Genomic DNA, 25,577 nt, shown 5'->3' with positions numbered 1-25,577 from the left:
CATGCCTCATAGGCTGTCCGTTTGGTAACATTAACTGGAAATACCCTAGAGGTGGATTTGGAGTTTCGTGGAAAAACGGCTAAGTGTCTGTCTTTATAACCTTTAAACTAGTCGAAGTAGATAAAGAGCAGGGTAGGCTTTTATGCCACCTCTGCTCTTTGATTTTCATGTCAAAGTATAATGCCCATGGGGGCAGATCTTCTTTGACAACCATACAACGAATGGATAGAATTAGGACGAAAGAAGTGATAAAACATACAAAATATAAAACTGCTAGAAGATGCCCTTAGAAAAGAGGCATATCTCATTAAGGTGATAAAGTCCTTCAAAAAAGTCTTGGTTGCCTTTTCCGGCGGAGTGGATTCTACTTACCTTTTGGCAATTGCTCACGAATCCTTAGGCCAAAATTGTAAGGCCGTTTTAGCGAGGGGTCCTATGATTTCTCCTCAGGAAGAAAAGGAAGCTCTAGCTCTTGTGGATAGTCTTCATTTTCCAGTAGAAGTTCTTGACTTGGATATCTTGGCGTTAGAAGCGTTTCGTAAGAATCCGCCTGATCGCTGTTATTTTTGTAAAAAGATACTTTTCGAGACTTTTCAGTGTTTTAGTAAAACATTTGGTTACTCGACGGTTATCGAGGGTACTAACGCTTCGGACTCCACGGACTATCGTCCTGGGCGGATAGCGCTTGAAGAGTTAGGGATCCTTAGCCCGCTACTAGAAGTGGGCCTTACTAAAGCGGAAATCCGTGTTCTATCTGAACGCCGAAATTTACCCACGTGGAATAAGCCTTCCATGGCTTGTCTAGCATCGCGAGTACCTTTTGGAGATTCTATCACTGCAGAATTACTTCAACGTATTGCACAGGCTGAAGCTGTTCTTTATCAGAAAGGCTACACAGAATGCAGGGTAAGGGTACATGGAGATATAGCCCGTATAGAGGTTCCTATAAATCATTTTTTAAAAATAGTTCAGGAACATTCAGAAATCGCGACTCCCTTGCAAACAATCGGCTTTCGATTTGTAACACTAGACCTAATGGGTCTCCGTTCAGGAAGTTTAAACCCTATTTAGTAAGAGAATTCACCATTTCTACAGGATCTCTGTACTCGAAAGAGAGCCGATCTTATTTATGTATGAGCATCTCAACTTTGAGTTTTGACACAAGAAAAGGATTACATTATTTCCGAGTTTTTGCGAGGGGTTTTAGAAAAGATCTAAAACTAGAGGTGATAACGTGCTTGAACAAATAACTAAAAACCTCATACAATCAGGATGGACGCTAGTTAAACTAGAAAATAGCTGGGTTTGCGCCACGCACGAGGCACAGACACATGGGCTTTTATTCGGTAATTTCAATGAACTTCCTCAAGATTTTGAACCATGGATTTTTGAGTTTGTTGACATTCGCAAGTGGGACGTTATTGTTTTTTGCCTTGAAGGAGTTGATTCTTCACACTTGAGGCAGCATCGTTTCTATGATATACAGCTTTGGTACTGGGATACACAACGAGGGAATCTATTTCCGTATCCTCCGACCAACGATCAGATGATACCTCGGTGGTTAAAGCAACTTGCGAGTGGAAAGTCGGAGATTATAGGACAGTTAGAACTAAAAAAAACGTTCATCCCCTTTTTTACGTATTTCGTATTGGGCATTAACATTGCGGTTTTTCTGCTTATGACTTTTGCTGGTGGATCGACAGATCAACGTGTTCTTATCGCTTTTGGTGCTAAAGTCAATACCCTGATTCGAGCAGGTGAGATTTGGCGTTTTCTCACGAGCAATTTTATTCATATTGGTGCAATGCATCTCTTCTTTAACCTTTATGCTTTGTGGTCATTGGGTCCCTTGACCGAAGAGAGTTTTGGGCATCGAAGATTCTTGATGATCTATATATTTAGTGGCATTGGAGGATCCATTGCAAGTTTTCTGTTTTCTTCTGCTCTTTCTGCAGGAGCCTCTGGGGCAATTTTTGGCCTTTTGGGTTCGCTACTGTATTATTGTTTTAAACGGCCCTATCTATGGAAATCTGGCTTAGGGATGAATCTGATGGTTGTAATTGTTGTAAATTTAGGATTCGGTTTTATCCAGCCAGGTATTGATAACTATGCCCATCTGGGTGGACTGCTTACCGGAACAATTATAAGTGTTCTTTTTTCCAAACTAGCACCTTTGAAGTGATACAGTAGTACGATAATGCCTATGGTGTACCAAATTTTCATAAAAATACCTCATTATCTTAGCATATTTTTCCCCCTTCAAAGGACAAAATACAATCAAGAGCTTGCGATTTCTTAGCGAGGTGGCTTATAAAAATTGCCATCGTTAGTTAAGAAAGCGGAAGCTCTTATTATGAGATTTTCCAAATTGAACAATTTTAGTGAAAGTAGACTTAGGTTAAGTATTAGTTTTTTGCGCTGTGTGGTGTATTTCAATAAAAAATTCACTAACTTCTTGGGGAGTTGGAATATGTTGATCCACATGACCTAACTCTTTTGTGACGGTCGCAAAGGCATTTAGCCATGCCATGGTAATTCGAGTGGCAATTTCTTGAGGGCTATTCATATCTCAAGTCTCCTTTCGTCTTTTTTATTATTGTATGATTCACTAAGAAGAAGCGTGCAAAAGGATTTAGATCACCTTTACTTAAAAAAGGACTAGGAACCTCGTCGTTAAATGTTATATAATATTAATGGAGAAAAGAGGGGATGCTCTTGAGGAAAAATAAACGAGCAATTAGTTATTTTTCACGCGATCGATGGGTCCAATATCTATTGTTGGGCGTGATTCTTGTGGTGTTTGGGAGGCTCGTGACCCTTCAAATAGTACAAGCTTCAGATCTCAAAGCCAAAGGGATTGAACGTCGAACGACGGATCAGAGCATTCGACCAGATAGAGGCTCTATCTTTGATGCCCAAGGCAATGTCTTAGCTCAGAGCATTCCGGTTAAAGAAATTTATGCGGACCCGAAAACGTTGAGTGATTTGATTACTCAAAAGAAATTAAAGAGTACTAAAGAAGACATAGCTAAGCAACTTGGCGGTATCTTAGGAATAAATACACAAGATATTTTTAATAAACTAAACAAAGATTTATCATGGATTAGCATTGCACATCAAGTAGATATTCAAAAAGCAGATGAGATTATGGCCCTGAAAATTCCCGGTGTTGCTCTCAATGAAGAAGAAAAACGCGTCTATCCTATGGGGGAATTTGCCGCCTCAGCACTTGGAATTGTAAATAGAGACGGACATGGAGTGGAAGGAGTGGAATCTTATTATGATAAAATATTGTTTGGAAAGCCCGGTTTTCAATCCCAGGAACAGGATACTAGAGCGCGATCTATCCTGGATGCTCTTCACCAAAACGACCCTTCAAGCCCAGGAAACTCTGTGTTCTTAACATTAGATTCCACAATTCAATATTTCATCGAGCAACAACTTGATGATGCACAGAAATCCACTAATGCCAATAGTGTTACTATTCTGGCGATTGATCCGAAGACAGGACGTGTTTTAGGGATGGGATCCCGTCCCACGTTTGATCCGACAGACTATGATAAAGCCACACCCGAATCCCGCCGTAATCTAGGGATAGGAATGTCTTATGAACCAGGATCAACCTTTAAGATTGTTACTGGTTCAGCCGCTTTGGAAGAAGGGGTAATTCGCCCAGATGATACGTTCCCCGATCCTGGCTACCTACGAATTCCGCCACGAATAATTACAAACTGGGATTCCGATCAAAAGCCTCACGGTAACCCTACATTTACTCAAGGTATGCAGTTGTCTTCCAATGTCGTATTGGCCCAAGTTGGAATGAAGTTAGGTAAAAATTCTTTCTATTCTTATTTAAAAGCTTTTGGTTTCGGCTCTAAAACAGGAATTGATATTTCCGGTGAAGAAAGTGGATTGCTCATTCCACAAGACAAAGTGCGAGATATTGATTTGGCAACTATGTCTTTTGGTCAAGCTAATTCGGTCACACCGATCCAATTAATATCTGCCATTTCTGCGGTTGCCAATGGAGGGACACTTTATCGCCCTTATATTGTCGATAAAATTACGACGCCAGATGGCCAACTCATTCAACAACAAAAACCGACTCCTATACGTCAAGTAGTCTCAAAAGCAACCGCTTCGCAAATGACTAAAGTCCTCGAACAAGTTGTTTCTGATGGAACGGGACATCTTGCCGCAATTCCTGGTATAAATGTGGCAGGTAAAACCGGAACTGCTCAAAAAGTAGATCCTAAAACTGGGCAATATTCTACAACAGACTTTATTGCTTCATTTGCAGCTTTTGCCCCCGCAGAAGATCCTAAAATTGCTGTGCTGATAATTATCGATTCGCCTAAAACACCGGAAGGGCATCAAGGTGGGTCGTTGGGGGGACCAAGGGCTAAAGCCATAATTGAAGGAGCTTTGCAATACTACGGCCTTCCTGTGGCTAAGGATACCCAAAGCACAGTTTCCATTGCTCCTAGCGATTCTGCTGTAAGACCATCACCAAAATCGGTAGTCCCAGAACGTACACCAGTGGGGGGGGAAGTTGTTATTCCGGACTTGACGGGCATGACTATGCGCCAGGTTGGTGACACGCTGACGAAATCGGAATTACACTTTAACTTTACGGGTAGTGGATTGGTGAATCAACAATTACCACAGGCTGGAAAAGTTGTGACAAAGGGAACAAGTATCGATGTTAAGTTTTCTCCATTAACTCCGTAACAGCTCACGTATAATTTTATTTTATCTCTAATGCAACTTCATTTCTTAATATGGGTATGCTTGGATGAGTTGTAAATATTAAATCACGAAGGAATGATAAAAATGCGTCTTGACCAACAGATTGATTTGATGAAAGAAGACATAATTGCTGCCACCCAAGCATGTATTCAGATTAAGAGTGTCAAGGATATTAAAGATGTCGCCGCGGGTGCTCCTTTTGGACATGGAATCAGTGAGGCCTTAGAGTGGACTTTAGGTTTGGGAGAGAAATTTGGATTTACCGTTAAAAATGTTGATGGGTATGCTGGTCATATTGAAATGGGCACGGGGGATCTTCTGGGAATTCTGGGCCATATTGATGTTGTACCGGAAGGAGATGGATGGTCGGTGCCCCCTTATAGTGCGACCATTAAAGACGGCAAAATCTTCGGTCGGGGTGCATTAGATGACAAAGGGCCATCGTTAGCGGCTCTTTTTGCTATGAAAGCAATTAAGGATGCCAATATCACCTTAAACATGCGAGTGCGTCTGATTATAGGTACGGATGAAGAATCAGGGTGGGCAGATATGGATTACTATTTCAATAAGGAAGAAGTTCCTCAAATAGGGTTTGCCCCAGATGCCGAGTTTCCGGTGATTCATGCAGAAAAGGGAATTCTTCACCTTGAATTAAGTCAAGCCCAGGCGACCCCTTTTCCTCATATTGTCCGAGTTCAGGGCGGAGAACGGGCCAATATCGTCCCAGATGTTTGTGAAGTTACTCTAAAGGGGATAGCTTATGATGTTGTTAACCAAAAATTGAGTGACTTCTCTTTTCCAGAAGGGGTTAGCGGCCTTCTCAATTGGCAAGATAATGAACAGGAATCGAAGCTTATCTTTAGGGGAGTGGGGGCACATGGTAGTCTCCCTCAAGACGGAAAAAACGCAATTATTTATGCTTTGCAGTTTCTGCGAACTTTACCTCTTAATGCGGAAGAACAAAACACTCTCGAATTTATTTTGACACACCCTGGCAATGGATTTCATGGCGAAGGTTTTGGCATCGCTCTAAGCGATGAACCCTCTGGTAAGCTTTCGCTCAACCTGGGTATTTTAGAGTTGTCATCAGATACGGTCCGCTTAGTCATTGATATTCGTTACCCAGTTACGTATCAACGGGATGACGTTTTTCAACCAATCGAAGAAATAGCACAATGTAAACACTTTAGGCTTAATGTATTAAACCATCAGGGAGCACATCACGTTCCAAAAGAAAGTGCGTTAGTTCAATCGCTGCTCAAAGCCTATACAGATGTAACTGGTCTTGAGCCATTTGCTTTTGCTATAGGCGGTGGAACTTATGCTAAAGCTCTCCCCCAAGGCGTTGCCTTTGGACCTACTTTTCCAGGTGAACCTGAAGTGATTCACTGTGCTGATGAATACATTCCAATCGACAACCTACTCTTAACAACTAAAATATATGCCCAAGCTATTCTTAATTTGGCAGCTGACCTAGAAAGTAGATAATGAAGAGCTTGACCATTCTATCATTTAGGAGTATAATACGTTTTGTTGTTATTGCGCCACTAGCTCAGCTGGTAGAGCATCCGACTCTTAATCGGCAGGTCCCTGGTTCGATCCCTGGGTGGCGCACCAATCGAAACTTTTCCCGCAATTTATTGCGGGATTTTGTTTTTGTTTTGAAACGGTGTAGAAATATGCAAATGGAGCGTAATCATAATGAATGTAGCCTTTTTTCTCATACCAAAAAAAGACATTGTATACTTGAAGGAAACAGCAACAATGCGCCAGGCCCTAGAGAGGATGGAGTATCACAGTTACTCTGCAGTCCCCCTTATTAATGGCGAGGGAAAATATGTTGGAACGATCACTGAAGGAGATTTACTTTGGAAACTTAAAAATACACCTGGATTGACGTTCTTTAATACCCAGGACATTTTTCTTAACGAGGTGGAACAGCATGTTCAGAATTTGCCAGTCACGATCGATGCTCAAATGGAGGACTTAATTTCAAGAGCAGTGGAACAAAATTTTGTCCCAGTGGTTGATGATCAACAGATTTTTATAGGAATTGTTCGCCGGAGAGAAATGATCGAATACTACTCTAAACAATCTGAAAACAATCTTGCGCGCATTAATAGCACAACCAAATAAAACTGTGATTCAATCCACACTATAAAACTGAAACTTTTGCTATACTACCCCAGATGATCAAAAAACAATTAATCTTTGGGGGGAATCAATTATGCAACAAAAAGGATTTGAGATTGAGCATTGCCGCCCAAATTGTCCGAAAGCAGCCCGTCACTGGCACGATTTATCTGAAGAACTGACTTTGAATTTAAATGAGTTAAATTTACGTCAAACGCTTGAAAAAAAGTTTACTCCTGTTCACCATCACCATCTGCCTAAGGTATGTTTGGCTGGATGTCCCAACGGATGTTCACATCCTAATATTAAGGATTTCGGTATTTCCGGATATGTGTTCCCTCGAATTACTGATTCTCCGTGTTCAGGGTGCGGAGCCTGTGTCCGATCTTGTTTAGAAAGGGCCATAACTATGAAACCAAATGGGATAATTATCGACAATACACGGTGCCTGTCTTGTGGAGATTGTCAAAGCATCTGTCCTTCTGGGACACTGACCTCTGGAGAAAGCGGTTGGACATTGCGCTATGGCGGTCGAGTAGGTCGACACCCTAAATTTGGCAAGTCCGCAGGTCAAGTTTCAACAGATCAGCAAGTTGTAGCGTGGATTATAGATACTATGCTACGCTTTATTAAAGAAGGGCATCCACAAGAAAGGTTAACTCACTTCCTTGAACGATAAATAATTCTAGTCTATAGTAGAGCGCGAACGAGCTGCACGATCGTGAATCCAACGACTCAGATTTTCAAGACTGATAATCGTAATATTCTTCTTATCTATTGCAATAATTTTTACTCCTTTTAACTCGCTCAAAATACGGCTTACTGATTCGCGAGCAAGACTGCACATTCCTGCAAGTTCTGTTGCGGATAGGGGAATAGTAATAATAATTCCGTCAGGTGATGGCTGTCCATGCACATGGGCTAATGCAAAAAGTTTAGCACCTAAGCGCAAACGCGCATCGCCAATCGAAAGGTTCCTGATTTGACGGTAAGAACGGCGCAAGTCCAAAGCGAGTTCCTGATAAAAGACCCACAGCACGGTAGGATTATTTTCTATAAAACGCATAAAGATCTGCCGATCAAGTGCCAAAACTCCTGTCTCTTCGATGCATAACGCCGCATGCGGATAGGGTTTACCGTCTAAAACTACTTCTGGAAAAAAAACTGGCGGATTAAGTACGCGAATAATCTTTTCTGAAAACTCACCCATTAGATACAACCTAATTCTTCCAGCGATGAGGAAATAGACCGTACTCGCTTCGTCACCTGAGAAATACAGGTATTGCTTGGGAGCATAGTGGCGAATTCGGCCATGCGCTAGGCAGAAATCAACGAATTCAGGTGGCATTCTTCCAGAAAATAGTTTATGTGCTAAAATCTCACGAATTTGTTGCTCTTTTGACACGTTAATCCTCCTGCTTTTAAATGGTTGTTAGATAATTGTCTGCACAACATGTATTTCTAATTCGTTGCCTAGTCGTGAATATCCTTCAATGCTCATTATCTGACCTAGAAATCCAAAAAATTAACCTTTCTTTTAAGAAACTGAACACCATTATCGAAATATAGCATATTGAATTTCTTTATGGAGAAACTATTCTCGGGTTCGCTTGGACATTCTGACTTGAAAGGAAGGTTAGATATGGGCGCTCATAAGAAAGTTTCGAGACCTAAATCCCCTGTTACTGTTCGAGATCCGCACTACACTGAGTTTGACACGCAAAAAGAGCGAAATATTCAGAGACCGTAACCGTTACCTCGTAAAAACTTTAAAAGAAAGAGTGTGCAATAGCACACTCTTTCTTTTATGAGGAAAGTAATATTCGTATTATTCAAGTTCTTGAGTGCGCAGGTTCCTTTGGCTACATTTGAATAACATTGTACGTGAGAGAAGAGGAAGTTCTTAAAGTAATCTGTGGAACTAAGCGGTAGCTAGCCTTTACTCCTTCATGAAGCACCTTAACTTGTCCTTGCGGTTTATATAAATATAGTTTCCAAGCACGCGTTGAGAAAAGAATTCTTACTAGTCGAATAAGAAGCCGTGAAGTCGTAAGTTCAAGAAGGAATTTTTCCTTTTTAGTCGAACAGTTTAGGATAATGTAAAAATAGCTGGGGGTCTAGCAAATGTTACTGGATGGACAAACCATTTCGATCACCCTTGATGAGATTCTAGACAATGCTAATAACGCTATTATTGCAGTTGATCCTAAAGGTCGTATTATTTACGCTAATCGTGCCGTTTATAATATATTGAAAATTCCTGTTAAGGATCTTATAGGAGAATCTGCAATGACCCATTTTCCAGAAACTGAATTACTCGGAATTTTTGAAAATGGAATTGCAGAATTGAGTAAACAGATGACGCTTAATAATTGCGTTTTATTAAGTAGTCAAACACCAATCTATGTAAATGGTAAATTAGTTGGAGCCGTGTCCGTATTTCAGGACATTACCATCCTTCAAAATTTCTTTGACAGCATTGTTTTAGAGCATGAGAAAACGAAGCAACTGAAATGTATCCTCGAAATTGTCCTCAATACAGCCTATGATGGGTTAATTGTGGTTAATAAAAAAGGAATTGTTACTATGACCAATCAATCCTTTGCAAATTTCTTTCACAAATCCCCGGGGGATTTGATCGGTAAACCTATAACTGAAATCTATGAAAACCCAAAATTTACAGATGTTCTTGAAACGGGCCTTTCAGTTCACGGGTATCTTCATGACTTAAATGGACATGAAATTATCGCAAGCAGAATCCCGATTATTCAAGATGGACAAATTGTGGGTGCCTTAGGGAAAGTCGTTTTCAAGGATCCTAATGAACTTTATGCATTAGCTAAAAAAGTAGATTCGTTGCGCTCGGAACTTGACTACTACAAAAAAAACATGTTACAGAAGAATATATCGGCATCAGAACTCTTAAGGGGAAAAAACCCTTTAATGAACTCATTAGTTCAAACAACGCTACGTGTTGCTAAGTCAGGATCTACTGTTCTCATTAGGGGAGAAAGTGGGACTGGAAAGGAATTATTTGCTCAACTTCTTCATACAGAAAGTACTCGTTGGCAAGGTCCCTTTATTAAAGTGAACTGTGCTGCGGTACCTGAAAACTTACTTGAGTCCGAATTGTTCGGGTATGAAGACGGGGCATTTACTGGTGCCCGCAAAGGAGGGCAAATTGGCAAATTCGAGTTGGCGGATGGAGGAACCCTGTTTCTTGATGAAATCGGGGATATGGAAATGGCCATGCAAGTAAAATTACTGCGTGTCATCCAAGAATGGGAAATAGAACGTTTAGGAAGCAGCAAGCCTCGTAAAGTGGATGTACGACTCGTTGCTGCTACCAATCGTGATCTTGAAGCTATGATTCGCGATAAACAATTTCGTGAGGACCTTTATTATCGCTTAAACGTAGTGACCTTGAATATCCCGCCTTTAAGAGAAAGGCGGGATGACATTGAAGCTTTAATTGGAACATTCTTGAAGAAATTTAATCTTCAGTTTGCACAATATGTGACAGGAGTATCCGTAGAGACGAAAAACGTCCTTATGAAACATTGTTGGCCTGGTAACATCCGTGAGCTTGAAAATATTATTGAAAGGGCCTTCAACATGGTAGATGGCTCAGAAATTCAGCTAAAACACTTACCAAACTATTTACAAATATTGTCTGGGAGCGAAACGCGTACTTTTGCCACAGGGTCATTGGAACATATTCTTAATGAAGTAGAAAAAGAGGCTCTTATATATGCCCTTGATATATCAAAAGGGAATAAAGTGGAGGCGGCTAAAACCCTTGGTTTATCTAGGGCAGGTTTATATAAGAAACTTAAAAAGCATCATTTATAACAATCTATATACAAAGCTATTGTATAATACAAATTAAGGAAAGATTGGTATTTTATAAAATTAATTTGTGTGTCAACAAACGTATACATGCGTCCATTTGTTGACACACAAATTAATTCGGGATGTAAGACAAATAGAGGTCCGTATCTAAAAATTGTGTCTACTTTCGTGGACATCCTATAGATCTATGTTTTTCAGGATCAATCATGGAAAAAGCTTGTACCGACTGGTATTGACGATAAACGGAAGATTCCGAATCTACTGAATTATCACTGGCACAGGAATTGCAAGATAATAGTCAATAGATTACAAATTCCGAAAACGGGGTTGTAATTCCATAAAAATAAGGAGGAGTAAGCGTGAAGACAATCATGGTCATTGGAGCTGGACAGATGGGTGGCGGAATCGCCCAGGTTGCTGCCCAAGCGGGCTACTCTGTCATTTTAAATGACATAAAAGAGGAATTTGTATCTCGTGGCCTCGGAATTATTGAAAAGAATCTCAGTCGTAGTGTCGAAAAAGGGAAGCTTGAAGCAAGTGAAAAAGGGGCTATCTTAGGGCGAATTACTAAATCAACTTCTCTTCAAGATGCTGTATCTGCTGATTTGGTTATTGAAGCGGCAGTAGAAAATATGGCTATTAAAGCCCAAGTTTTCTCACAATTAGACGTCATATGTCCACAACATACGATTCTGTCGACAAATACTTCTTCGTTACCAATTACTGAGATCGGTGCTTTTACAAAACGACCGGATAGAGTGATCGGGATGCACTTTATGAATCCCGTTCCTGTAATGAAGCTCGTTGAGGTTATTCGTGGTCTGGCCACTAGTGATGAAGTGTATAAGACTATCGAAACTCTCAGTCAAAAAATGGGCAAAACACCTGTCGAAGTTAATGATGCCCCTGGATTTGTTGCTAATCGGGTTTTAATTCCTATGCTCAACGAGGCAGTTTATACGCTCAACGAGGGGATTGCAACAGTTGAGGCGATTGATAATGTTATGAAATTGGGTATGAATCATCCAATGGGTCCTTTAGCATTAGCTGATTTAATCGGTCTAGACACCGTTTTATCTATCATGGAGGTTCTTCATGAGGGACTCGGCGATAAGTATCGCCCATGTCCGTTGCTCCGCAAATATGTAAAAGCGGGTTGGCTTGGACGAAAATCCGGTCGTGGTTTTTATAAATACGAAGCATAAATCTAGTCACACGAAATAAGTATGATACAAGCTTAAATAGGCGCCCCCTCCCCAAGAAGTATCACACTCATTGAAGAGATTCGTTAAACGAGGAGGACCAATCGTGGAGTATACAAACCTTCTACTTGAAAAGAGCGGCGCTATCGCTGTACTGACTATCAATCGTCCTAAAGCATTAAATGCATTGAATAGTGATACTTTGGCTGAACTGTCCATAGTGCTCGATGAGCTAGGCAGGGATTCCAATGTTAAAGTAGTTATTATCACAGGAAGTGGTGAGAAGGCTTTTATAGCTGGTGCAGATATTTCTCAGATGAAAGATTTCAACTCTTTGGAAGGGCGACGTTTTGGGCAATTAGGGCAAGCAACCTTCCGGAAGCTTGAGCTTTTGCCTCAACCAGTGATCGCAGCAATCAACGGATTTGCCTTGGGCGGTGGATGTGAGTTAGCCATGTCATGTGATATACGTTTAGCAAGTGAAAATGCAAAGTTTGGCCAACCTGAAGTAACTCTTGGGCTAACGGCTGGATTTGGAGGAACTCAACGTTTACCTCGTATAGTAGGTACAGGTCTTGCTAGCGAGTTGCTTTTTACTGGAGACATAATTGATGCCCAGGAAGCTTATCGTATTGGATTAGTGAATCGTGTCTATGCAATAGACAACCTTATGGAAGAAGCTCACAAGCTTGCAAAAAAAATCGCAGGACGGGCACCAGCTGCAGTCCAACTAAGTAAGAGCGCTATCCAGCGTGGTATTAATATGGACCTTGACAGCGCGCAGGCCTACGAATCTGAGGTTTTCGGACTAACTTTTAGTACGCAAGATCAAACAGAGGGCTGTACTGCTTTCGTTGAAAAGCGTAAACCGGTTTTTGAAGGCCGATAATATCTATTCTTAGAACCCCAACCTCGAAATCTAATTCGAATATTGGATCTCGGTGGAAAGGTATAGAAGTAATGTTGAAGTGAAGTTAAAAAAGAGAGGGTGTATTTAGAATGATTTTTGATTTAACAGAAGACCACATCATGATGCGTAAAATGGTTCGCGATTTTGCTGAGAATGAGTGTGCTGCAGGAGCGGAAGAACGCGATGAACACGAAGAATTTTCAGTAGATATATGGAAAAAATGCGGTGAGCTGGGCCTCGCTGGGGTTACCTTCCCTGAAGAGTATGGCGGTGTAGGAGCTGACTACATCTCTTATGCTATCACTGTAGAGGAACTGTCTCGTGTTGACGCATCCGTCGGCGTTACCATTTCTGCGCATGCTAGTTTATGTGCTAATCCTATTGCTATGTTTGGCACAGAAGAGCAAAAGAAGAAATACTTAACTCCACTGGCTACTGGCGAAAAACTCGGTGCTTTCGGCCTGACAGAGGCTATGGCTGGTTCAGATGCTTCAGGGACACGTACAACTGCTGTACGTGATGGAAATGAATACGTTTTAAATGGCAGTAAATGCTTCATCACTAACGGCTATTACGCTGACACATATATAGTAACTGCTCAAATGGATAAGACCAAAGGAAATAAAGGAATAGCCGCCTTCATTCTGGAAAAAGGAACGCCTGGATTCTCCTTCGGTAAAAAAGAGAAAAAGATGGGGATCCGTTCTTCGGCAACCTATGAATTAGTTTTTGAAGATTGCCGTATTCCTGCGGAAAACCTGCTTGGTCAAGAAGGGCAAGGTTTTAAAGTTGCAATGCAAACACTCGATTTTGGTAGAATCGGTATTGCTTCACAAGCATTGGGGATTGCCCAAGGCGCTTATGAACAAGCCCTAAAATACACCAAGGAAAGAGTTCAGTTTGGTAAACCTATTTCTGCATTACAAAACACTCAATTTAAGCTAGCAGACATGGCGACACAAATTGAAGCAGCTCGTCTCCTCGTCTATCAAGCCGCTTATTTGGCATCACAGCATAAGCCCGTAGGAAAGGCATCCGCAATGGCTAAATTATTTGCTTCCGAGACTGCAATGGCTGTAACCACAATGGCAGTTCAACTTCACGGTGGATATGGTTATACACGCGATTACCCGGTTGAGCGCATGATGCGGGATGCCAAAATTACTGAAATTTATGAAGGAACCAGTGAGATCCAACGCGTTGTCATTGCGGCTAACATTCTCAAAGGATAGTACATTATTGAAATCACCGTATAATTGATTCTTAGCGAAGCACCATTTTTCAAAAGGTGCTTCGCTAAAGTAAATTGGTGATAGAAAATTATTATTGAACGATTTCGCAATATGATATATTAATTAGAGTCATATTGACTTATTAGGCCCTCAGTGCTAGTCTTACTTCGTGGAGAAGATTAGTTTTGAATACCTTGTGCATTTTGTTACGTTTAGATTAATGAGTATTGCTCGGAATTTGAAAGAGTTTTGATGTAATATTTTTTATGCGTATGAAGATGTTATAAGGTTGGTTCGAGGAAACCTCTGAATTAATGCGGTAATCCCGAACGTCTATTCTAAACTAAAAGGAAGACCTTCCAAGGCATCCGCAATAGTAAATTTTCGCTTCCGAGACTGTAATGTGGGTAACCCATTCAGGCCGTTTGGATCCACGGCATCGGTTAATCCACCGTTACCCAGTAGAGCGCGTAAATGCGGAATGCGAAAATTACTGAAAGTACTATGGCAACAATGAAAATCAATGCGTTGTAATCAGTAGTCACATTCTTAAGGGGGAAATAGCGTGAATATTGTCGTCTATATCAAACAAACTTTTGATACTGAGGCTAAAATCGTACTTGATGGTAGTGGTAAGATCGATGCCACTGGGGTAAATTTGATTATTAACCCTTACGACGAATATGCCATTGAAGAGGGAATCCGTCTCAAAACAAAATTTGGCGGTGAAGTAACCGTTGTCACTATGGGTGGCGCGCGGGGCCAAGAAGCACTCCGTACCTCCTTGGCCATGGGTGCTGACAAAGCCGTTTTAGTCAGTGATCCTGCCCTGGAAAACACAGATGAATGGACCAACGCAGAGATTCTAGCTAAAGCGATCTCACCAATTCCTTACGACATCATTTTAGTAGGTCGTATCGCAGTCGATGATGGTGCAAGTCAACTTGCAGTACGTTTAGCAGAAGTATTAAATATACCGTCTGTAAGCAGTGTCATTAAACTTGATGTTACCGATACTTTAGTAGCGGCCACTCGTGAAATCGACGGAGGCACAGAGTTAATTGAGGTAAACTTACCTGTAGTCATCACTGCTCAAAAAGGGCTCAACGACCCTCGTTATCCAACCGTCGCGGGAATTATGAAAGCGAAGAAGAAAGAATTAAAAACCTTTACCCTTGCAGATCTTGGGTTTAGCGCTGGAGATATTGCTAGAAAAATGGATGTACAAAAGATTAGTTTACCGAGTCCTCGCCAAGGGGGTCGTTTGATTCCTGGTGATGCTGCACAAGCTGCTCAAGAATTGGCACGACTCTTGCGTGAAGAAGCTAAGGTTCTGTAAAGGGAGGAATTAACATGGCAAAAGGAATTTGGGTTATTGTCGAACAACGGAATTCACAGATTCGTAAAGTTTCATTAGAACTTCTCAGTCAAGGGCGAAAAATTGCCGATGAAACTGGCGAGTCCCTCGTCGCAGTAGTACTTGGTAGTAGTGTTGAAGGACTTGCTACAAATGTTGCCGCTTATGGAGCGGACAAGGTCATCCTCGTTGATGATGAGAAATTAACCGAATATACAACTGGCGCTTATACCTCTGTGCTTAACAAGCTTATCCGTAAAGAAGAGCCTCAAGCCGTTTTACTGGGAAACACGGCAGTCGGAAAAGATCTTGCACCACGTCTAGCCCATCGTTTGGGAGTCGGACTAGCTTCAGATTGCACAGGAATGGAAACTGATGCGAATAGCTTCTTAACATTTATTCGCCCTATATATGCAGGCAAAGCGTTTGAACATCTCGCTTCTAATGTTCGTCCGATTATGGCGACGATTCGCCCCAATACATTCCCTGTAACTGCTCCTGATGCATCACGTCAGGCAGAAATCATCAAAGAGACGGCCGATATCGATGCCGCGGATTTACGTGCAATACTTAAAGAAGTTGCCATTGCCGCTTCTAAACGCCCAGAGCTAACAGAATCAAACATTATCATCTCAGGCGGGCGCGGGATGAAAGGACCTGAAAATTACGGTATTCTTGAACAACTAGCGGATGTGATCGGCGCTGCTGTTGGAGCTTCACGTGCAGCCGTTGATGCGGGATGGATAGAACAGAAGTTCCAAGTAGGACAAACTGGGAAAACAGTTGCACCAACACTATATATCGCTTGTGGTATTTCTGGAGCTATTCAACACCTTGCGGGCATGGGATCCTCGAAGTTCATTGTTGCTGTGAACAAAGACCCTGAAGCTAATATTTTTACAGTGGCTGATTACGGTATCGTGGGTGACCTTTTTGAAGTAGTTCCCATTTTGACCGAAGAATTCAAGAAACTGGTTAAGGAATAATCATATATCAATTAGCGAAGCGCCTCTGAGGTGCTTCGCTAATTAGGTATGTAGTAATAGATCTTGTAAGTTTAAGCATATTGGTTATAAGATGTATAGTTGAGATAATTGTGCTTAGGTTTTAGTTCTAATTATACGTCGAATTGTCTGAGTATTGCCTATTTAACATCAAAACATGTTGTGACAGTTGATATCAAAACTCGGTGCATAGTCCAGGATCAGGGTCTTAATGCTAAGACAAATGGTTCTCGAAGCTGCAAAATTATGATATTAAGTTACTAGCATAGAGAACTCCGTTATTGTTCAATCCAAGAGATTATTGAGTTTAATTGAAGGAGATGACTATTAATGAGAGAAGTTGTTATTGTGAGTGCGGTCCGCACACCCGTTGGTTCTTTTTGTGGTACGTTAGGGCAAATACCAGCTGCCGATTTGGGTGGATTGGCCATTAAAGAAGCGATACAAAGAGCGGGGATTACCCCGGAGCAAGTTGATGAGGTTATTATGGGTAACGTACTACAGAGTGCGCTAGGACAGAATCCTGCTCGACAAGCGTCTCTTAAAGCCGGAATTCCTGAGGATATTCCTTCCTGGACACTTAATAAGGTATGCGGATCCGGAATTAAGACCATCGTTTGTGCCGCTCAGGCTATTATAGCTGGAGACGCCGATATTGTTGTAGCGGGCGGGATGGAGAGTATGTCCCTTGCGCCCTATGCGCTTCCTAAAGCACGTACAGGGTATCGGATGGGCAATGGTACACTTATCGATACCATGATTAACGACGGATTAACAGATGCCATGAATAACATTCACATGGGCTTAACGGCTGAAAACATTGCAGTTCAGTTTGGTATTTCCCGCGAAGAACAAGACCATTATGCGGTGTCCAGTCAAAATCGTGCAGAAGTGGCCATTAAAGCCGGAAAGTTTGTTGAGGAAATTGTACCAGTGTCCATTCCGCAACGCAAAGGAGATCCCGTTGTTGTCTCAGAGGACGAATTCCCACGTTTTGGCGCAACTTATGAAGCAGTTGCAAAGTTACGAGGTGCTTTTAAAAAGGATGGAACCGTCACTGCCGCAAATGCTTCGGGGATTAATGACGGTGCTGCCGCTGTCGTCGTCATGGCGAAAGAGAAAGCTGAAGAACTTGGCTTAACCCCTCTTTGTACCATTAAATCATGGGCTTCAGCAGGCGTAGATCCAAAGATTATGGGAACAGGCCCCATCCCAGCAAGCCGAAAAGCGTTGCAAAAAGCCGGGTTGAAAATCGAAGATATAGACCTCGTGGAGGCCAACGAAGCGTTTGCTTCACAAACTTTGATATGTGCTAGAGATTTACAACTTGATATGGAGAAGACGAATGTGAACGGCGGTGCGATTGCCTTGGGTCATCCAGTTGGTGCTTCTGGAACGCGTATTTTTGTGACTTTGTTACACGAAATGAAACGTAAGGATGTACATCGTGGGTTGGCTACTCTATGTATCGGCGGGGGACAAGGAATCGCCATTGTTGTAGAACGCTAATAAATTTATATCGAACGATTATCAAAAAATTCACACAAAATAAGACCAACTGATGATTAATCAGTTGGTCTTATTTTGTGATTCAGGACACTAAATAGTTTGAGATTATTTTTAAATATTGGAACGAAATCCTCTCTCTATGAATAAGATGACTTGCAGACGCAAAGCAGAAAGGAGATTTTAACATGTCAAATGTACATACAAAGAAGATGTTTCCCGGTGCTGTAACTTCCCAAGGCTTTTTTTCGTACTATCATCACATGATCCAGCAAAACGCTAAACACATTTTCGTTATAAAAGGGGGCCCGGGTGTAGGGAAATCGACGTTTATGAAAAAAATTGGGCAATCAATGTTAGATCGAGGTTACGATATCGAATATCACTGCTGTTCTTCAGATAATGGTTCTATTGACGGGGTTGTTATTCCTGAATTGAAAATTGCTTTATTAGATGGAACTGCTCCACACATCGTGGATCCAAAGAACCCCGGTGCAGTCGATGAAATCATTAACCTCGGCGAATATTGGGATGAAGCCTTGATAAAACAGTCTCATGATGAAATTCTGGCCTGCAATTTAAAAGTCAGTAGCTATTTTCAAAGAGCCTATTTCGCTCTACAAGAAGCAAAGGTTGCGCTAAGTGAATGGAAATATTATACAAGTAATTATCAAGATTGGAACCAGATAAATCAAATGACTTTGAGTATTGAAAGAGATATCTTTAAAATTACCACGCCCAATGCTTGTGCGAATGAACGTCATTTGTTCGCATGGGGTCATACTCCTCAAGGAAAAACTGAGTTTATAGATACACTACTATACGATACGAATACACTATACACGCTTGAAGGACAACCGGGGACGGGTAAATCAACATTTCTTTCGAAGATCGCTGACCGTGCACTAACATACGGTTTAGATGTTGAGTATTATCATAATACATTGGATCCCAAGCAACTTGACCTAATCATCCTTCCCGATCTCCGAATCGCATTGGTCATTAATTGCGAGCCCTATAACTATATCACAAAGTTTAGCCATGAAATTATTGCTTTGAATTTTGATAAGAGCCTTAATGCAAGTCAACTGATGATAGACTGTGGTGATGAGATCAGGGACTGCCGGGTTAGGGTTAATCAACATATTGGTCGTGCTCTTGGGCATTCCAAAAAAGCGAAACAAACCCATGACCTCATGGAAACGTATTATATACCAGCTATGAATTTCAAATCAATTGAAGAGAAATACAATTCGGTGTTCGAAAGAATTCTAGCCTTTGCTGAAGAAACTGCTATTGCTGCCGCGGCTAGCAGTTCCTCGACGAAAGTATAATTATATTCTTGTCCTCCTTGGGGTAAATGAACTTTAGTGTAAAAAACTTGAAGAGCAATGCTTTGCAAGTTTTTTATTCTTTTGGGGAACTATAATTATTAATTAAGTGAAAAAATGTGGATGTAAACATAATATTAGCAGGAATTTGTTCAATTGAACAGAATAGTGTTTACATAGGCAAATTTTAGTTTGGATAATTAAGAGGAGGTTTAACCATATGAGTTTAAGAGTAGCAATAAATGGTTTTGGAAGAATTGGTCGGCTTACGCTTCGTGCAGCCCTAAATCAATCGGTTCCTTTCGAAGTTGTTGCCATCAACGATTTGGGAAGTCCTGATTTATTAGCACATTTGTTCAAATATGATTCAATCCATGGAATCCTTCCAAATTCTGTGGAGATTGATGGAAAAACGATGATCATCGACGGAAAACGAATTGAAATCTTCGCAGAAAAAAGTCCTTTAGATTTGCCCTGGAGCAAACATAATGTGGATATCGTCATCGAGTCGACAGGTCATTTCACAAAGCGAGATGCTGCTGCACAACATCTTACTGCAGGGGCAAAAAAAGTCGTCATTTCTGCTCCAGCCAAAAATGAAGATATCACGATTGTTATGGGGGTCAACGACGATAAATATGATCCAGCAAAACATCATGTAATTTCAAATGCTTCTTGTACAACTAATTGTCTTGCTCCCGTGGCTAAAGTTTTGCTTGAAACTTTTGGAATTGAACAAGGGATGATGACAACTACACATTCAGTAACGAATGACCAACGTATTTTGGACCTGGAACATAAAGATTGGCGTAGAGCTAGAGCTGCCTATCAATCGATGATTCCGACTACTACGGGCGCAGCAAAAGCGGTTACGTTAGTCATACCAGAATTGGAAGGCAGAATGAATGGGCTCGCTGTTCGGGTTCCAACACCCAATGTTTCGCTGATTGATTTTGTTGCCAATTTATCTAAGCCTACTACCAAAGAAGAAGTAAATGCCACCTTACGCCAGGCTGCAGATGGTAAATTTAAGCGATACCTCGAATATACGGAACTACCACTTGTTTCCCGTGATTTCAACGGTAATCCTGCAAGTTCCATAGTTGATGGATTATCAACTATGATGATTGGAGATCGGATGGTTAAAGTATTGGCTTGGTACGATAATGAATCCGGCTATTCAAATCGTATCGTTGATTTAGTTACAATGATTGTAAATAAAGGCTTATAGGCTGGAGGGAAGGCACAATGCGAAGGACTAAAATTGTTTGTACAATTGGCCCAGCAAGTGAGTCCAAAGAAAAGGTTCAATCTCTTCTAGCTGCAGGAATGGATGTTGCTCGCCTAAATTTTTCACATGGAACCCATGAAGAACATGGTCGTAGAATTGCTGTATTGAAAGAGGAAGCCACAAAAATAGGGAAACATTTAGGTATTCTTCTCGACACCAAAGGGCCGGAAGTGCGCACTGGTATGGTTCCTAAAGAGGGGATTACTCTTGAAATCGGAGCTGCCTTTTCTTTGAATACGAATCTCGACATTGGTAATACACAACAGGTTGGAATTACTTATGTTAACCTGTGGCAAGAAGTTGACCCAGGTACCCATATTCTCATTGATGATGGTCAAATCGATTTAGAGGTTACCTCTGTAGAGTGCGAAATTATTCGAACCATTGTTCGAAACGGTGGAGTTCTTAAGTCACAAAAGGGGGTAAACGTCCCTGGTGCCCCTATCGACCTTCCAGCCGTAACGGAAAAGGATATTGAGGATATTCGTTTTGGTATTTCACAAGGAATTGATTTTATTGCCGCTTCTTTTACTCGTAAGGCCTTAGATGTTTTGGCTGTACGAAGGGTCGTTGAAGAAATGGGTGCGGATATCCAAATCATAGCCAAGATCGAAAGTCAAGAAGGATTGACTAACTTAGACGCTATTCTAGAAGTCGCTGATGGTCTTATGGTTGCTCGCGGAGACCTTGGAGTAGAAATTCCTGTTGAAGAAGTTCCAGTCAGTCAGAAAGAAATGATTCGTAAATGCAATTTATTGGGTAAACCAGTTATTGTCGCGACACAAATGTTAGATTCTATGATTCGACAACCTCGGCCCACGAGAGCAGAGGCAAGTGATGTTGCTAACGCAATTTTGGATGGAACGGATGCCATTATGTTATCTGGTGAAACTGCTGCGGGTCTCTTTCCAGTTGAAGCTGTTCAAATGATGGCTAAAATTTCTACGAGAACTGAGCAAACCTGTCTGGACAAACAAGCTACTAGACATCCTCAACTTAACATTGCAGAAGCAATCAGTTTTGCGAGTTATACTATTGCTAAAGACCTCGACGCTGCAGCAATTATTACGCCAACTCATTCGGGCTTGACGGCACGTATGATTTCTAAATATCGGCCCAATGCCCTGATCATTGCAGCAACCCCATTTGCCTTAACAGCAAGGAAATTATCCCTGCAATGGGGTGTTCAACCTCTTGTAGTCCCTCAGAGCTCGGAAACCGATCAAATGTTGTCAATTTCTGTGAATACCGCCTTAAATCAGAATTATATTCAAGCCGGTGATGTCGTGGTAATCACTGCAGGAGTTCCAATTGGTAAAGTCGGTTCCACGAATATGATCAAAGTCCAAATTATGGGAAATATATTAGCTAGAGGAATCGGAGTCGGTCGAAAGTCATACTCTGGATTCGCACGTAAAATCCAGCTACCGGAGAAGGACTTTTTTAATGATGGGGATATTCTGATCTCTGAGAGGACCGATGCTAACTTTGTTCCATTGATTGCACGGGCCGGAGCGTTAGTTGTAGAAGAGGGCGGTTTAACATCACACGCTGCCATTGTTGCCTTACACTATGGAATACCGACGATCGTTGGTGCTCAAAGTGCTATTTCAAACGTAATTAATGGTCAGACTGTGACAGTCGATGCCCTGACAGGCCTGCTGTATGAGGGTTCTGTTAGTATTCTTTAACGTAAGCGAGAGGTGAATGAATTCAATCCCTATTTGCTCTTTGGGATAGTGCTTATACTTTTATTACAGACTACTACGGTTACGGAATACATTAGGAAAGGCAGAAGAACCATGGACAAATAAAAAGGAGAGGCTTGTTAGAAAGTTGCTTTCTAAATGCAAATATAAAACGCGTACAGTAAGACAATGATCTACTGCACGCGTTTTTGCATTTTATTAATTAAAGGCTATTTGGGAAGATTTAGTGTGTCTTTAGTATTTCTTTTCAATCCTTGAATATCATGAGCGGAATTGCCCGTGTTAGTCATTTGATCATCAATCGTATCCTTGTCAATTGTACTTTGCGAACGGCCATTTAATACATCGATTAATCCTGCTGCTTGAAGTTCACTAGCAATTTCAAAAAGTGAATCACGTTTATTCTTAGGTAAACGATTTACAAATCGATTAATTTTGACAGGTGGGACAAGATTCCGGATTTTGGCTCCTCCGTACTTCAAAATGCGTTCTGGCAAAGATATTCTCCTCCTTTATAATAAATATAAGTAACAATTACCTGCATTTATTATTTGCCTGATTGCCGAAACAAATACATTCAGAGAGAAAAGAGCTATTGCAAAGAATGGTAAGATATGCTAGCCTATTAGCGAACTTAAGGTACTTTTATTCCTTGTAAAAATTATACTAATTAGTTAGTGGATGGAGGAAATATTCCTGTGTTAGTTACTGATGGCATACATATGGTAGAAGGGGTAAAGGGAGCACACGTTTACCTTGTGACCGGTTCACAATTATTTCTAATTGACACTGGCTTGCCTGGTCAAGAACATCGAATTTGTGATTATCTAAGGGCTAATGGAATTGAACCTTGCGCACTTGATGGTATTGTAATAACTCATTATGACGTGGATCATGTTGGAAGCATTGTAGCAATGCAGCAACTCGCTAAATGTCCCATTTATGCACATACTATCGAGATACCTTATGTACTTGGTCAAAAAAAACGCATTGGTATTAAACGTTGGTTACCACTAGCTACTAGACCTTACGGAAAGTTAATTTCTCCAACAAATCTTCGATCATTAGTAAACGCGGAACTATTTAAGGATTGGGAAATCATTCATACTCCTGGTCATACTCCTGGGCACATTGTGCTTTATCGTAACGGTGTCGCAATCGTTGGCGACCTCTTTCAGGGGGGAGAGATACGTTTAGCTCCAAGTTATTTCACTTGGGATATAGATAAATTGAAGGAATCCGCCCAAGCAGTAATTGAACGTCCACTACGATGGATTTTGCCTGGACATGGTCCTGCAACCCCTGCATCGAGTCATTGGCTTGACAAACTACAAAATTCGATAAAAAAGTAGAAATCGTTTTAGTGTAAAGGGGTATTCTTGGAAATCTGTACTTTATTTAGGGTATCTTTCACTTGTCCCCGAATAAAAGATAGATATTCCTGACGCAATGATTCTTGTTCATCGCGTTCCCACTCTTCGAGTCCAACTGTCTTTTGCTTTCTCGCAAGTTCATTAATACGTTCGATCATTACATTAATGGGTGAAGTTTTCATTCTTAATTCTCCTTTTGTCTAATTCTGTAAACAGATTAATTTTTTTACCACATTATAGCATATTGACAAAAACAATGACAGATTTATTCCTATACTGGCGAATGAATGCTATAATAAACGAAAAACGTCTATCAGACGAATGGGGGCTAGGATGAAAAAAATTGAAAAGTCATTCGTTTTAATTAAAGAATTTTTTCTTAATTGGAAATCATGGGTACCAAAGTACTTCCGTGCAATATCTTGGCGATCACCTAAATTGATCGTTGGAACGGTAACCGTTGTTTTGGTCGTTAGCAGTGCAACCACATACCTTTATAGTACAGCTTCGGCAGCTTATATTACCATCAATGGACATAGGGCTGGTATAGTGGCAAATGTAGATAAAGGCCAACATATTGTTGACACCATTCTTGCAAAACGTGGACAAGCTATAGGTACGGTTGCTAAAACTCACGACAATATTAAATTTGAACGAGTTCGAGTTAAAAAGGCAGCACTTTTGGGGGAATTTTCAACCGAAAATGAGCTTCAAAAAAATCTTACCTCCTATATCGATGGGTATGCATTAGAGGTCGAAGGAACACAGGTCGTGATCTTACCAAACCAAGAAGATGTTCAAAAACTTCTTAAAACATATCAAGATTTCTATACGAATCCGAGTGAAAGCAATAAATTGACATCTGTCGAGTTTACTGAATCCATTTCCACTAAGCAAGTCGAAGCTCAACCTGACCAGGTAAAACTGCTTGATCAAGCCTTTAAAATGTTAAAAGACGGGAAGATGGCGACAACTGAATATATAGCCCAAGCGAATGACTCATGGTGGCTGATTGCTCGCAAAAATAACATGAAGACAAAAGAAGTCCTAGCTGGTAACCCGGGAATGACTGAGGATAGTAAGATTCTGACAGGACAGAAGGTGAAAATAGTCTCTGCTAGCCCTTACTTGACTGTCGTCAGTAAAGGAATCTTAACGCAATCGGAAATTATCGCCTTTGATGTGGTGACAAATACAGATGCAAAGCTTTCTAGAGGAGAAACTGTGGTAAAAGAACAAGGAAGCGATGGTTCCAAACTTGTTACATACTCCTATGTTCGAAAGAATGGGGATGATGTCACTAAACAAGTTGTGGACGAGAAGGTAACTAAGTCACCTGTTCCACAGGTAATTGCCAAAGGACCAAAAACGCCAGTAAATGTGGCCTACATAGTTTCTGGGTCCAGAGGATCTGGGAGCACTTCAAAGATTGCCTGGCCCGTTAGAGGACCGATTAATTCTTATTTTGGTTCACGTTGGGGTAGTTTTCACACGGGATTAGACATCGGAGCTGATGTAGGAGAACCTTATTCTGCCGCTGCTTCGGGAACGATCGTTGCAGCTGGATGGGGTGGAGGTTACGGTAATATGATACTCATTGACCATGGAAATGGCGTAATGACACGTTATGGGCATGCTTCACGACTACTAGTATCTGTTGGGCAACACGTGAGCCAAGGCCAGACCATTGGATTGGTCGGCACGACAGGCAACTCGACGGGTCCTCATCTACATTTTGAAGTCATCCTCAATGGTGATACAGTCAATCCTCTGAACTACCTTCGTTAAGAATCCAGAGTATCAGTGGTGCTCTAATTTAAAGTCTACAGTTGTAATTTTATTAGTGTAGCAGATTGGGAATTAATGTGATTTCCTTGGAACATATGGGGTTAAGATTACTAGTAAATTATAAACTACATATAAGATTC

The 25,577-nt window shown here is 41.1% G+C and carries 22 protein-coding genes and 1 tRNA gene; 19 read left to right on the top strand and 4 right to left on the bottom strand.

Annotated features, from left to right (window positions below):
* Positions 1–312 precede the first annotated feature (312 nt).
* Both larE and E4K68_RS18305 read left to right on the top strand, forming a co-directional pair.
* Positions 313–1,071, top strand: a complete 759-nt coding sequence (gene larE / locus E4K68_RS18310; protein ID WP_243450445.1) for an ATP-dependent sacrificial sulfur transferase LarE — start codon at positions 313–315, stop codon at positions 1,069–1,071.
* 163 nt (positions 1,072–1,234) lie between these two features.
* Positions 1,235–2,182 carry a rhomboid family intramembrane serine protease gene (locus E4K68_RS18305; protein ID WP_135380353.1) on the top strand — a complete coding sequence of 316 codons (948 nt, stop codon included), beginning with the start codon at positions 1,235–1,237 and terminating at the stop codon, positions 2,180–2,182.
* 216 nt (positions 2,183–2,398) lie between these two features.
* Here the strand turns inward: E4K68_RS18305 and E4K68_RS20755 are convergent, their stop codons facing one another.
* Entirely contained in the window at positions 2,399–2,566 is a 168-nt protein-coding gene (locus E4K68_RS20755; protein WP_199241827.1) for a hypothetical protein, read from the bottom strand.
* A gap of 143 nt (positions 2,567–2,709) precedes the next feature.
* Here E4K68_RS20755 and E4K68_RS18300 point away from each other — a divergent pair, with 143 nt between their 5' ends.
* The 5 genes from E4K68_RS18300 to E4K68_RS18280 all read left to right on the top strand — a co-directional run bounded on the left by E4K68_RS18300 (position 2,710) and on the right by E4K68_RS18280 (position 7,561).
* Positions 2,710–4,731: a penicillin-binding transpeptidase domain-containing protein gene (locus E4K68_RS18300; RefSeq protein ID WP_135380352.1), complete on the top strand. Its 2,022-nt coding sequence runs from the start codon at positions 2,710–2,712 to the stop codon at positions 4,729–4,731.
* Between the two features lie 102 nt (positions 4,732–4,833).
* Positions 4,834–6,237: a dipeptidase PepV gene (gene pepV / locus E4K68_RS18295; RefSeq protein ID WP_135380351.1), complete on the top strand. Its 1,404-nt coding sequence runs from the start codon at positions 4,834–4,836 to the stop codon at positions 6,235–6,237.
* A gap of 53 nt (positions 6,238–6,290) precedes the next feature.
* A tRNA-Lys gene (locus E4K68_RS18290) sits at positions 6,291–6,366 on the top strand.
* Between the two features lie 84 nt (positions 6,367–6,450).
* A complete protein-coding gene (locus tag E4K68_RS18285; protein ID WP_135380350.1) occupies positions 6,451–6,885 on the top strand; it encodes a CBS domain-containing protein in 435 nt (144 codons plus the stop codon).
* Positions 6,886–6,976: 91 nt separating this feature from the next.
* Positions 6,977–7,561 (top strand): 4Fe-4S dicluster domain-containing protein, encoded by a 585-nt coding sequence (locus tag E4K68_RS18280; protein ID WP_135380349.1) that lies wholly within the window; start codon positions 6,977–6,979, stop codon positions 7,559–7,561.
* A 6-nt stretch (positions 7,562–7,567) separates the two neighbouring features.
* On the opposite strand, the gene E4K68_RS18275 is transcribed toward E4K68_RS18280, so the two are convergent.
* Positions 7,568–8,287, bottom strand: coding sequence for a Crp/Fnr family transcriptional regulator (locus E4K68_RS18275; RefSeq protein WP_243450444.1), 720 nt, complete (start codon positions 8,285–8,287; stop codon positions 7,568–7,570).
* A gap of 719 nt (positions 8,288–9,006) precedes the next feature.
* Between E4K68_RS18275 and E4K68_RS18270 the strand changes: the two genes are divergently transcribed.
* From E4K68_RS18270 to pyk, 10 genes are all read left to right on the top strand, one after another.
* Positions 9,007–10,734: a sigma 54-interacting transcriptional regulator gene (locus tag E4K68_RS18270; RefSeq protein WP_135380348.1), complete on the top strand. Its 1,728-nt coding sequence runs from the start codon at positions 9,007–9,009 to the stop codon at positions 10,732–10,734.
* A gap of 359 nt (positions 10,735–11,093) precedes the next feature.
* Positions 11,094–11,939 (top strand): 3-hydroxybutyryl-CoA dehydrogenase, encoded by an 846-nt coding sequence (locus E4K68_RS18265; RefSeq protein WP_135380347.1) that lies wholly within the window; start codon positions 11,094–11,096, stop codon positions 11,937–11,939.
* 103 nt (positions 11,940–12,042) lie between these two features.
* Positions 12,043–12,825: a short-chain-enoyl-CoA hydratase gene (locus tag E4K68_RS18260; RefSeq protein ID WP_135380346.1), complete on the top strand. Its 783-nt coding sequence runs from the start codon at positions 12,043–12,045 to the stop codon at positions 12,823–12,825.
* Between the two features lie 110 nt (positions 12,826–12,935).
* Positions 12,936–14,078 (top strand): acyl-CoA dehydrogenase, encoded by a 1,143-nt coding sequence (locus tag E4K68_RS18255; protein WP_135380345.1) that lies wholly within the window; start codon positions 12,936–12,938, stop codon positions 14,076–14,078.
* 565 nt (positions 14,079–14,643) lie between these two features.
* The gene (locus E4K68_RS18250; protein ID WP_135380344.1) at positions 14,644–15,417 is read left to right on the top strand and encodes an electron transfer flavoprotein subunit beta/FixA family protein; all 774 of its coding nucleotides are present in this window, start codon (positions 14,644–14,646) and stop codon (positions 15,415–15,417) included.
* A gap of 14 nt (positions 15,418–15,431) precedes the next feature.
* Positions 15,432–16,421, top strand: coding sequence for an electron transfer flavoprotein subunit alpha/FixB family protein (locus tag E4K68_RS18245; RefSeq protein ID WP_135380343.1), 990 nt, complete (start codon positions 15,432–15,434; stop codon positions 16,419–16,421).
* Positions 16,422–16,769: 348 nt separating this feature from the next.
* The gene (locus E4K68_RS18240) at positions 16,770–17,948 is read left to right on the top strand and encodes an acetyl-CoA C-acetyltransferase (protein ID WP_135380342.1); all 1,179 of its coding nucleotides are present in this window, start codon (positions 16,770–16,772) and stop codon (positions 17,946–17,948) included.
* 185 nt (positions 17,949–18,133) lie between these two features.
* Positions 18,134–19,279: a PRK06851 family protein gene (locus E4K68_RS18235; RefSeq protein ID WP_135380341.1), complete on the top strand. Its 1,146-nt coding sequence runs from the start codon at positions 18,134–18,136 to the stop codon at positions 19,277–19,279.
* 217 nt (positions 19,280–19,496) lie between these two features.
* A complete protein-coding gene (gap, locus tag E4K68_RS18230; protein WP_135380340.1) occupies positions 19,497–20,507 on the top strand; it encodes a type I glyceraldehyde-3-phosphate dehydrogenase in 1,011 nt (336 codons plus the stop codon).
* Positions 20,508–20,524: 17 nt separating this feature from the next.
* Entirely contained in the window at positions 20,525–22,258 is a 1,734-nt protein-coding gene (gene pyk, locus E4K68_RS18225; RefSeq protein WP_135380339.1) for a pyruvate kinase, read from the top strand.
* A gap of 227 nt (positions 22,259–22,485) precedes the next feature.
* On the opposite strand, the gene E4K68_RS18220 is transcribed toward pyk, so the two are convergent.
* Positions 22,486–22,773 carry a hypothetical protein gene (locus E4K68_RS18220; RefSeq protein WP_135380338.1) on the bottom strand — a complete coding sequence of 96 codons (288 nt, stop codon included), beginning with the start codon at positions 22,771–22,773 and terminating at the stop codon, positions 22,486–22,488.
* A gap of 201 nt (positions 22,774–22,974) precedes the next feature.
* Here E4K68_RS18220 and E4K68_RS18215 point away from each other — a divergent pair, with 201 nt between their 5' ends.
* Positions 22,975–23,628 carry an MBL fold metallo-hydrolase gene (locus tag E4K68_RS18215; RefSeq protein ID WP_135380337.1) on the top strand — a complete coding sequence of 218 codons (654 nt, stop codon included), beginning with the start codon at positions 22,975–22,977 and terminating at the stop codon, positions 23,626–23,628.
* An 8-nt stretch (positions 23,629–23,636) separates the two neighbouring features.
* On the opposite strand, the gene E4K68_RS18210 is transcribed toward E4K68_RS18215, so the two are convergent.
* Positions 23,637–23,831, bottom strand: a complete 195-nt coding sequence (locus tag E4K68_RS18210) for a DUF896 domain-containing protein (RefSeq protein ID WP_135380336.1) — start codon at positions 23,829–23,831, stop codon at positions 23,637–23,639.
* A gap of 151 nt (positions 23,832–23,982) precedes the next feature.
* Here E4K68_RS18210 and E4K68_RS18205 point away from each other — a divergent pair, with 151 nt between their 5' ends.
* A complete protein-coding gene (locus E4K68_RS18205; RefSeq protein WP_135380335.1) occupies positions 23,983–25,437 on the top strand; it encodes a peptidoglycan DD-metalloendopeptidase family protein in 1,455 nt (484 codons plus the stop codon).
* The last annotated feature ends 140 nt before the right edge of the window (positions 25,438–25,577 follow it).

Origin of the sequence: Desulfosporosinus sp. Sb-LF (assembly GCF_004766055.1) — a bacterium.
Lineage (GTDB): Bacteria > Bacillota > Desulfitobacteriia > Desulfitobacteriales > Desulfitobacteriaceae > Desulfosporosinus.
Note: the sequence above shows the minus strand (reverse complement) of the source record. Positions and strands in the feature narration are given on the sequence as shown.

Coding starts and splice junctions, on each gene's coding strand:
- E4K68_RS18235 (WP_135380341.1), top strand. CDS start 18,134: ATGTCAAATGTACATACAAAGAAGATGTTTCCCGGTGCTGTAACTTCC.
- E4K68_RS18255 (WP_135380345.1), top strand. CDS start 12,936: ATGATTTTTGATTTAACAGAAGACCACATCATGATGCGTAAAATGGTT.
- E4K68_RS18285 (WP_135380350.1), top strand. CDS start 6,451: ATGAATGTAGCCTTTTTTCTCATACCAAAAAAAGACATTGTATACTTG.
- E4K68_RS18210 (WP_135380336.1), bottom strand. CDS start 23,831: ATGAAAACTTCACCCATTAATGTAATGATCGAACGTATTAATGAACTT.
- pyk (WP_135380339.1), top strand. CDS start 20,525: ATGCGAAGGACTAAAATTGTTTGTACAATTGGCCCAGCAAGTGAGTCC.
- E4K68_RS18205 (WP_135380335.1), top strand. CDS start 23,983: ATGAAAAAAATTGAAAAGTCATTCGTTTTAATTAAAGAATTTTTTCTT.
- E4K68_RS20755 (WP_199241827.1), bottom strand. CDS start 2,566: ATGAATAGCCCTCAAGAAATTGCCACTCGAATTACCATGGCATGGCTA.
- E4K68_RS18300 (WP_135380352.1), top strand. CDS start 2,710: ATGCTCTTGAGGAAAAATAAACGAGCAATTAGTTATTTTTCACGCGAT.
- E4K68_RS18245 (WP_135380343.1), top strand. CDS start 15,432: ATGGCAAAAGGAATTTGGGTTATTGTCGAACAACGGAATTCACAGATT.
- E4K68_RS18240 (WP_135380342.1), top strand. CDS start 16,770: ATGAGAGAAGTTGTTATTGTGAGTGCGGTCCGCACACCCGTTGGTTCT.
- gap (WP_135380340.1), top strand. CDS start 19,497: ATGAGTTTAAGAGTAGCAATAAATGGTTTTGGAAGAATTGGTCGGCTT.
- E4K68_RS18280 (WP_135380349.1), top strand. CDS start 6,977: ATGCAACAAAAAGGATTTGAGATTGAGCATTGCCGCCCAAATTGTCCG.
- pepV (WP_135380351.1), top strand. CDS start 4,834: ATGCGTCTTGACCAACAGATTGATTTGATGAAAGAAGACATAATTGCT.
- E4K68_RS18270 (WP_135380348.1), top strand. CDS start 9,007: ATGTTACTGGATGGACAAACCATTTCGATCACCCTTGATGAGATTCTA.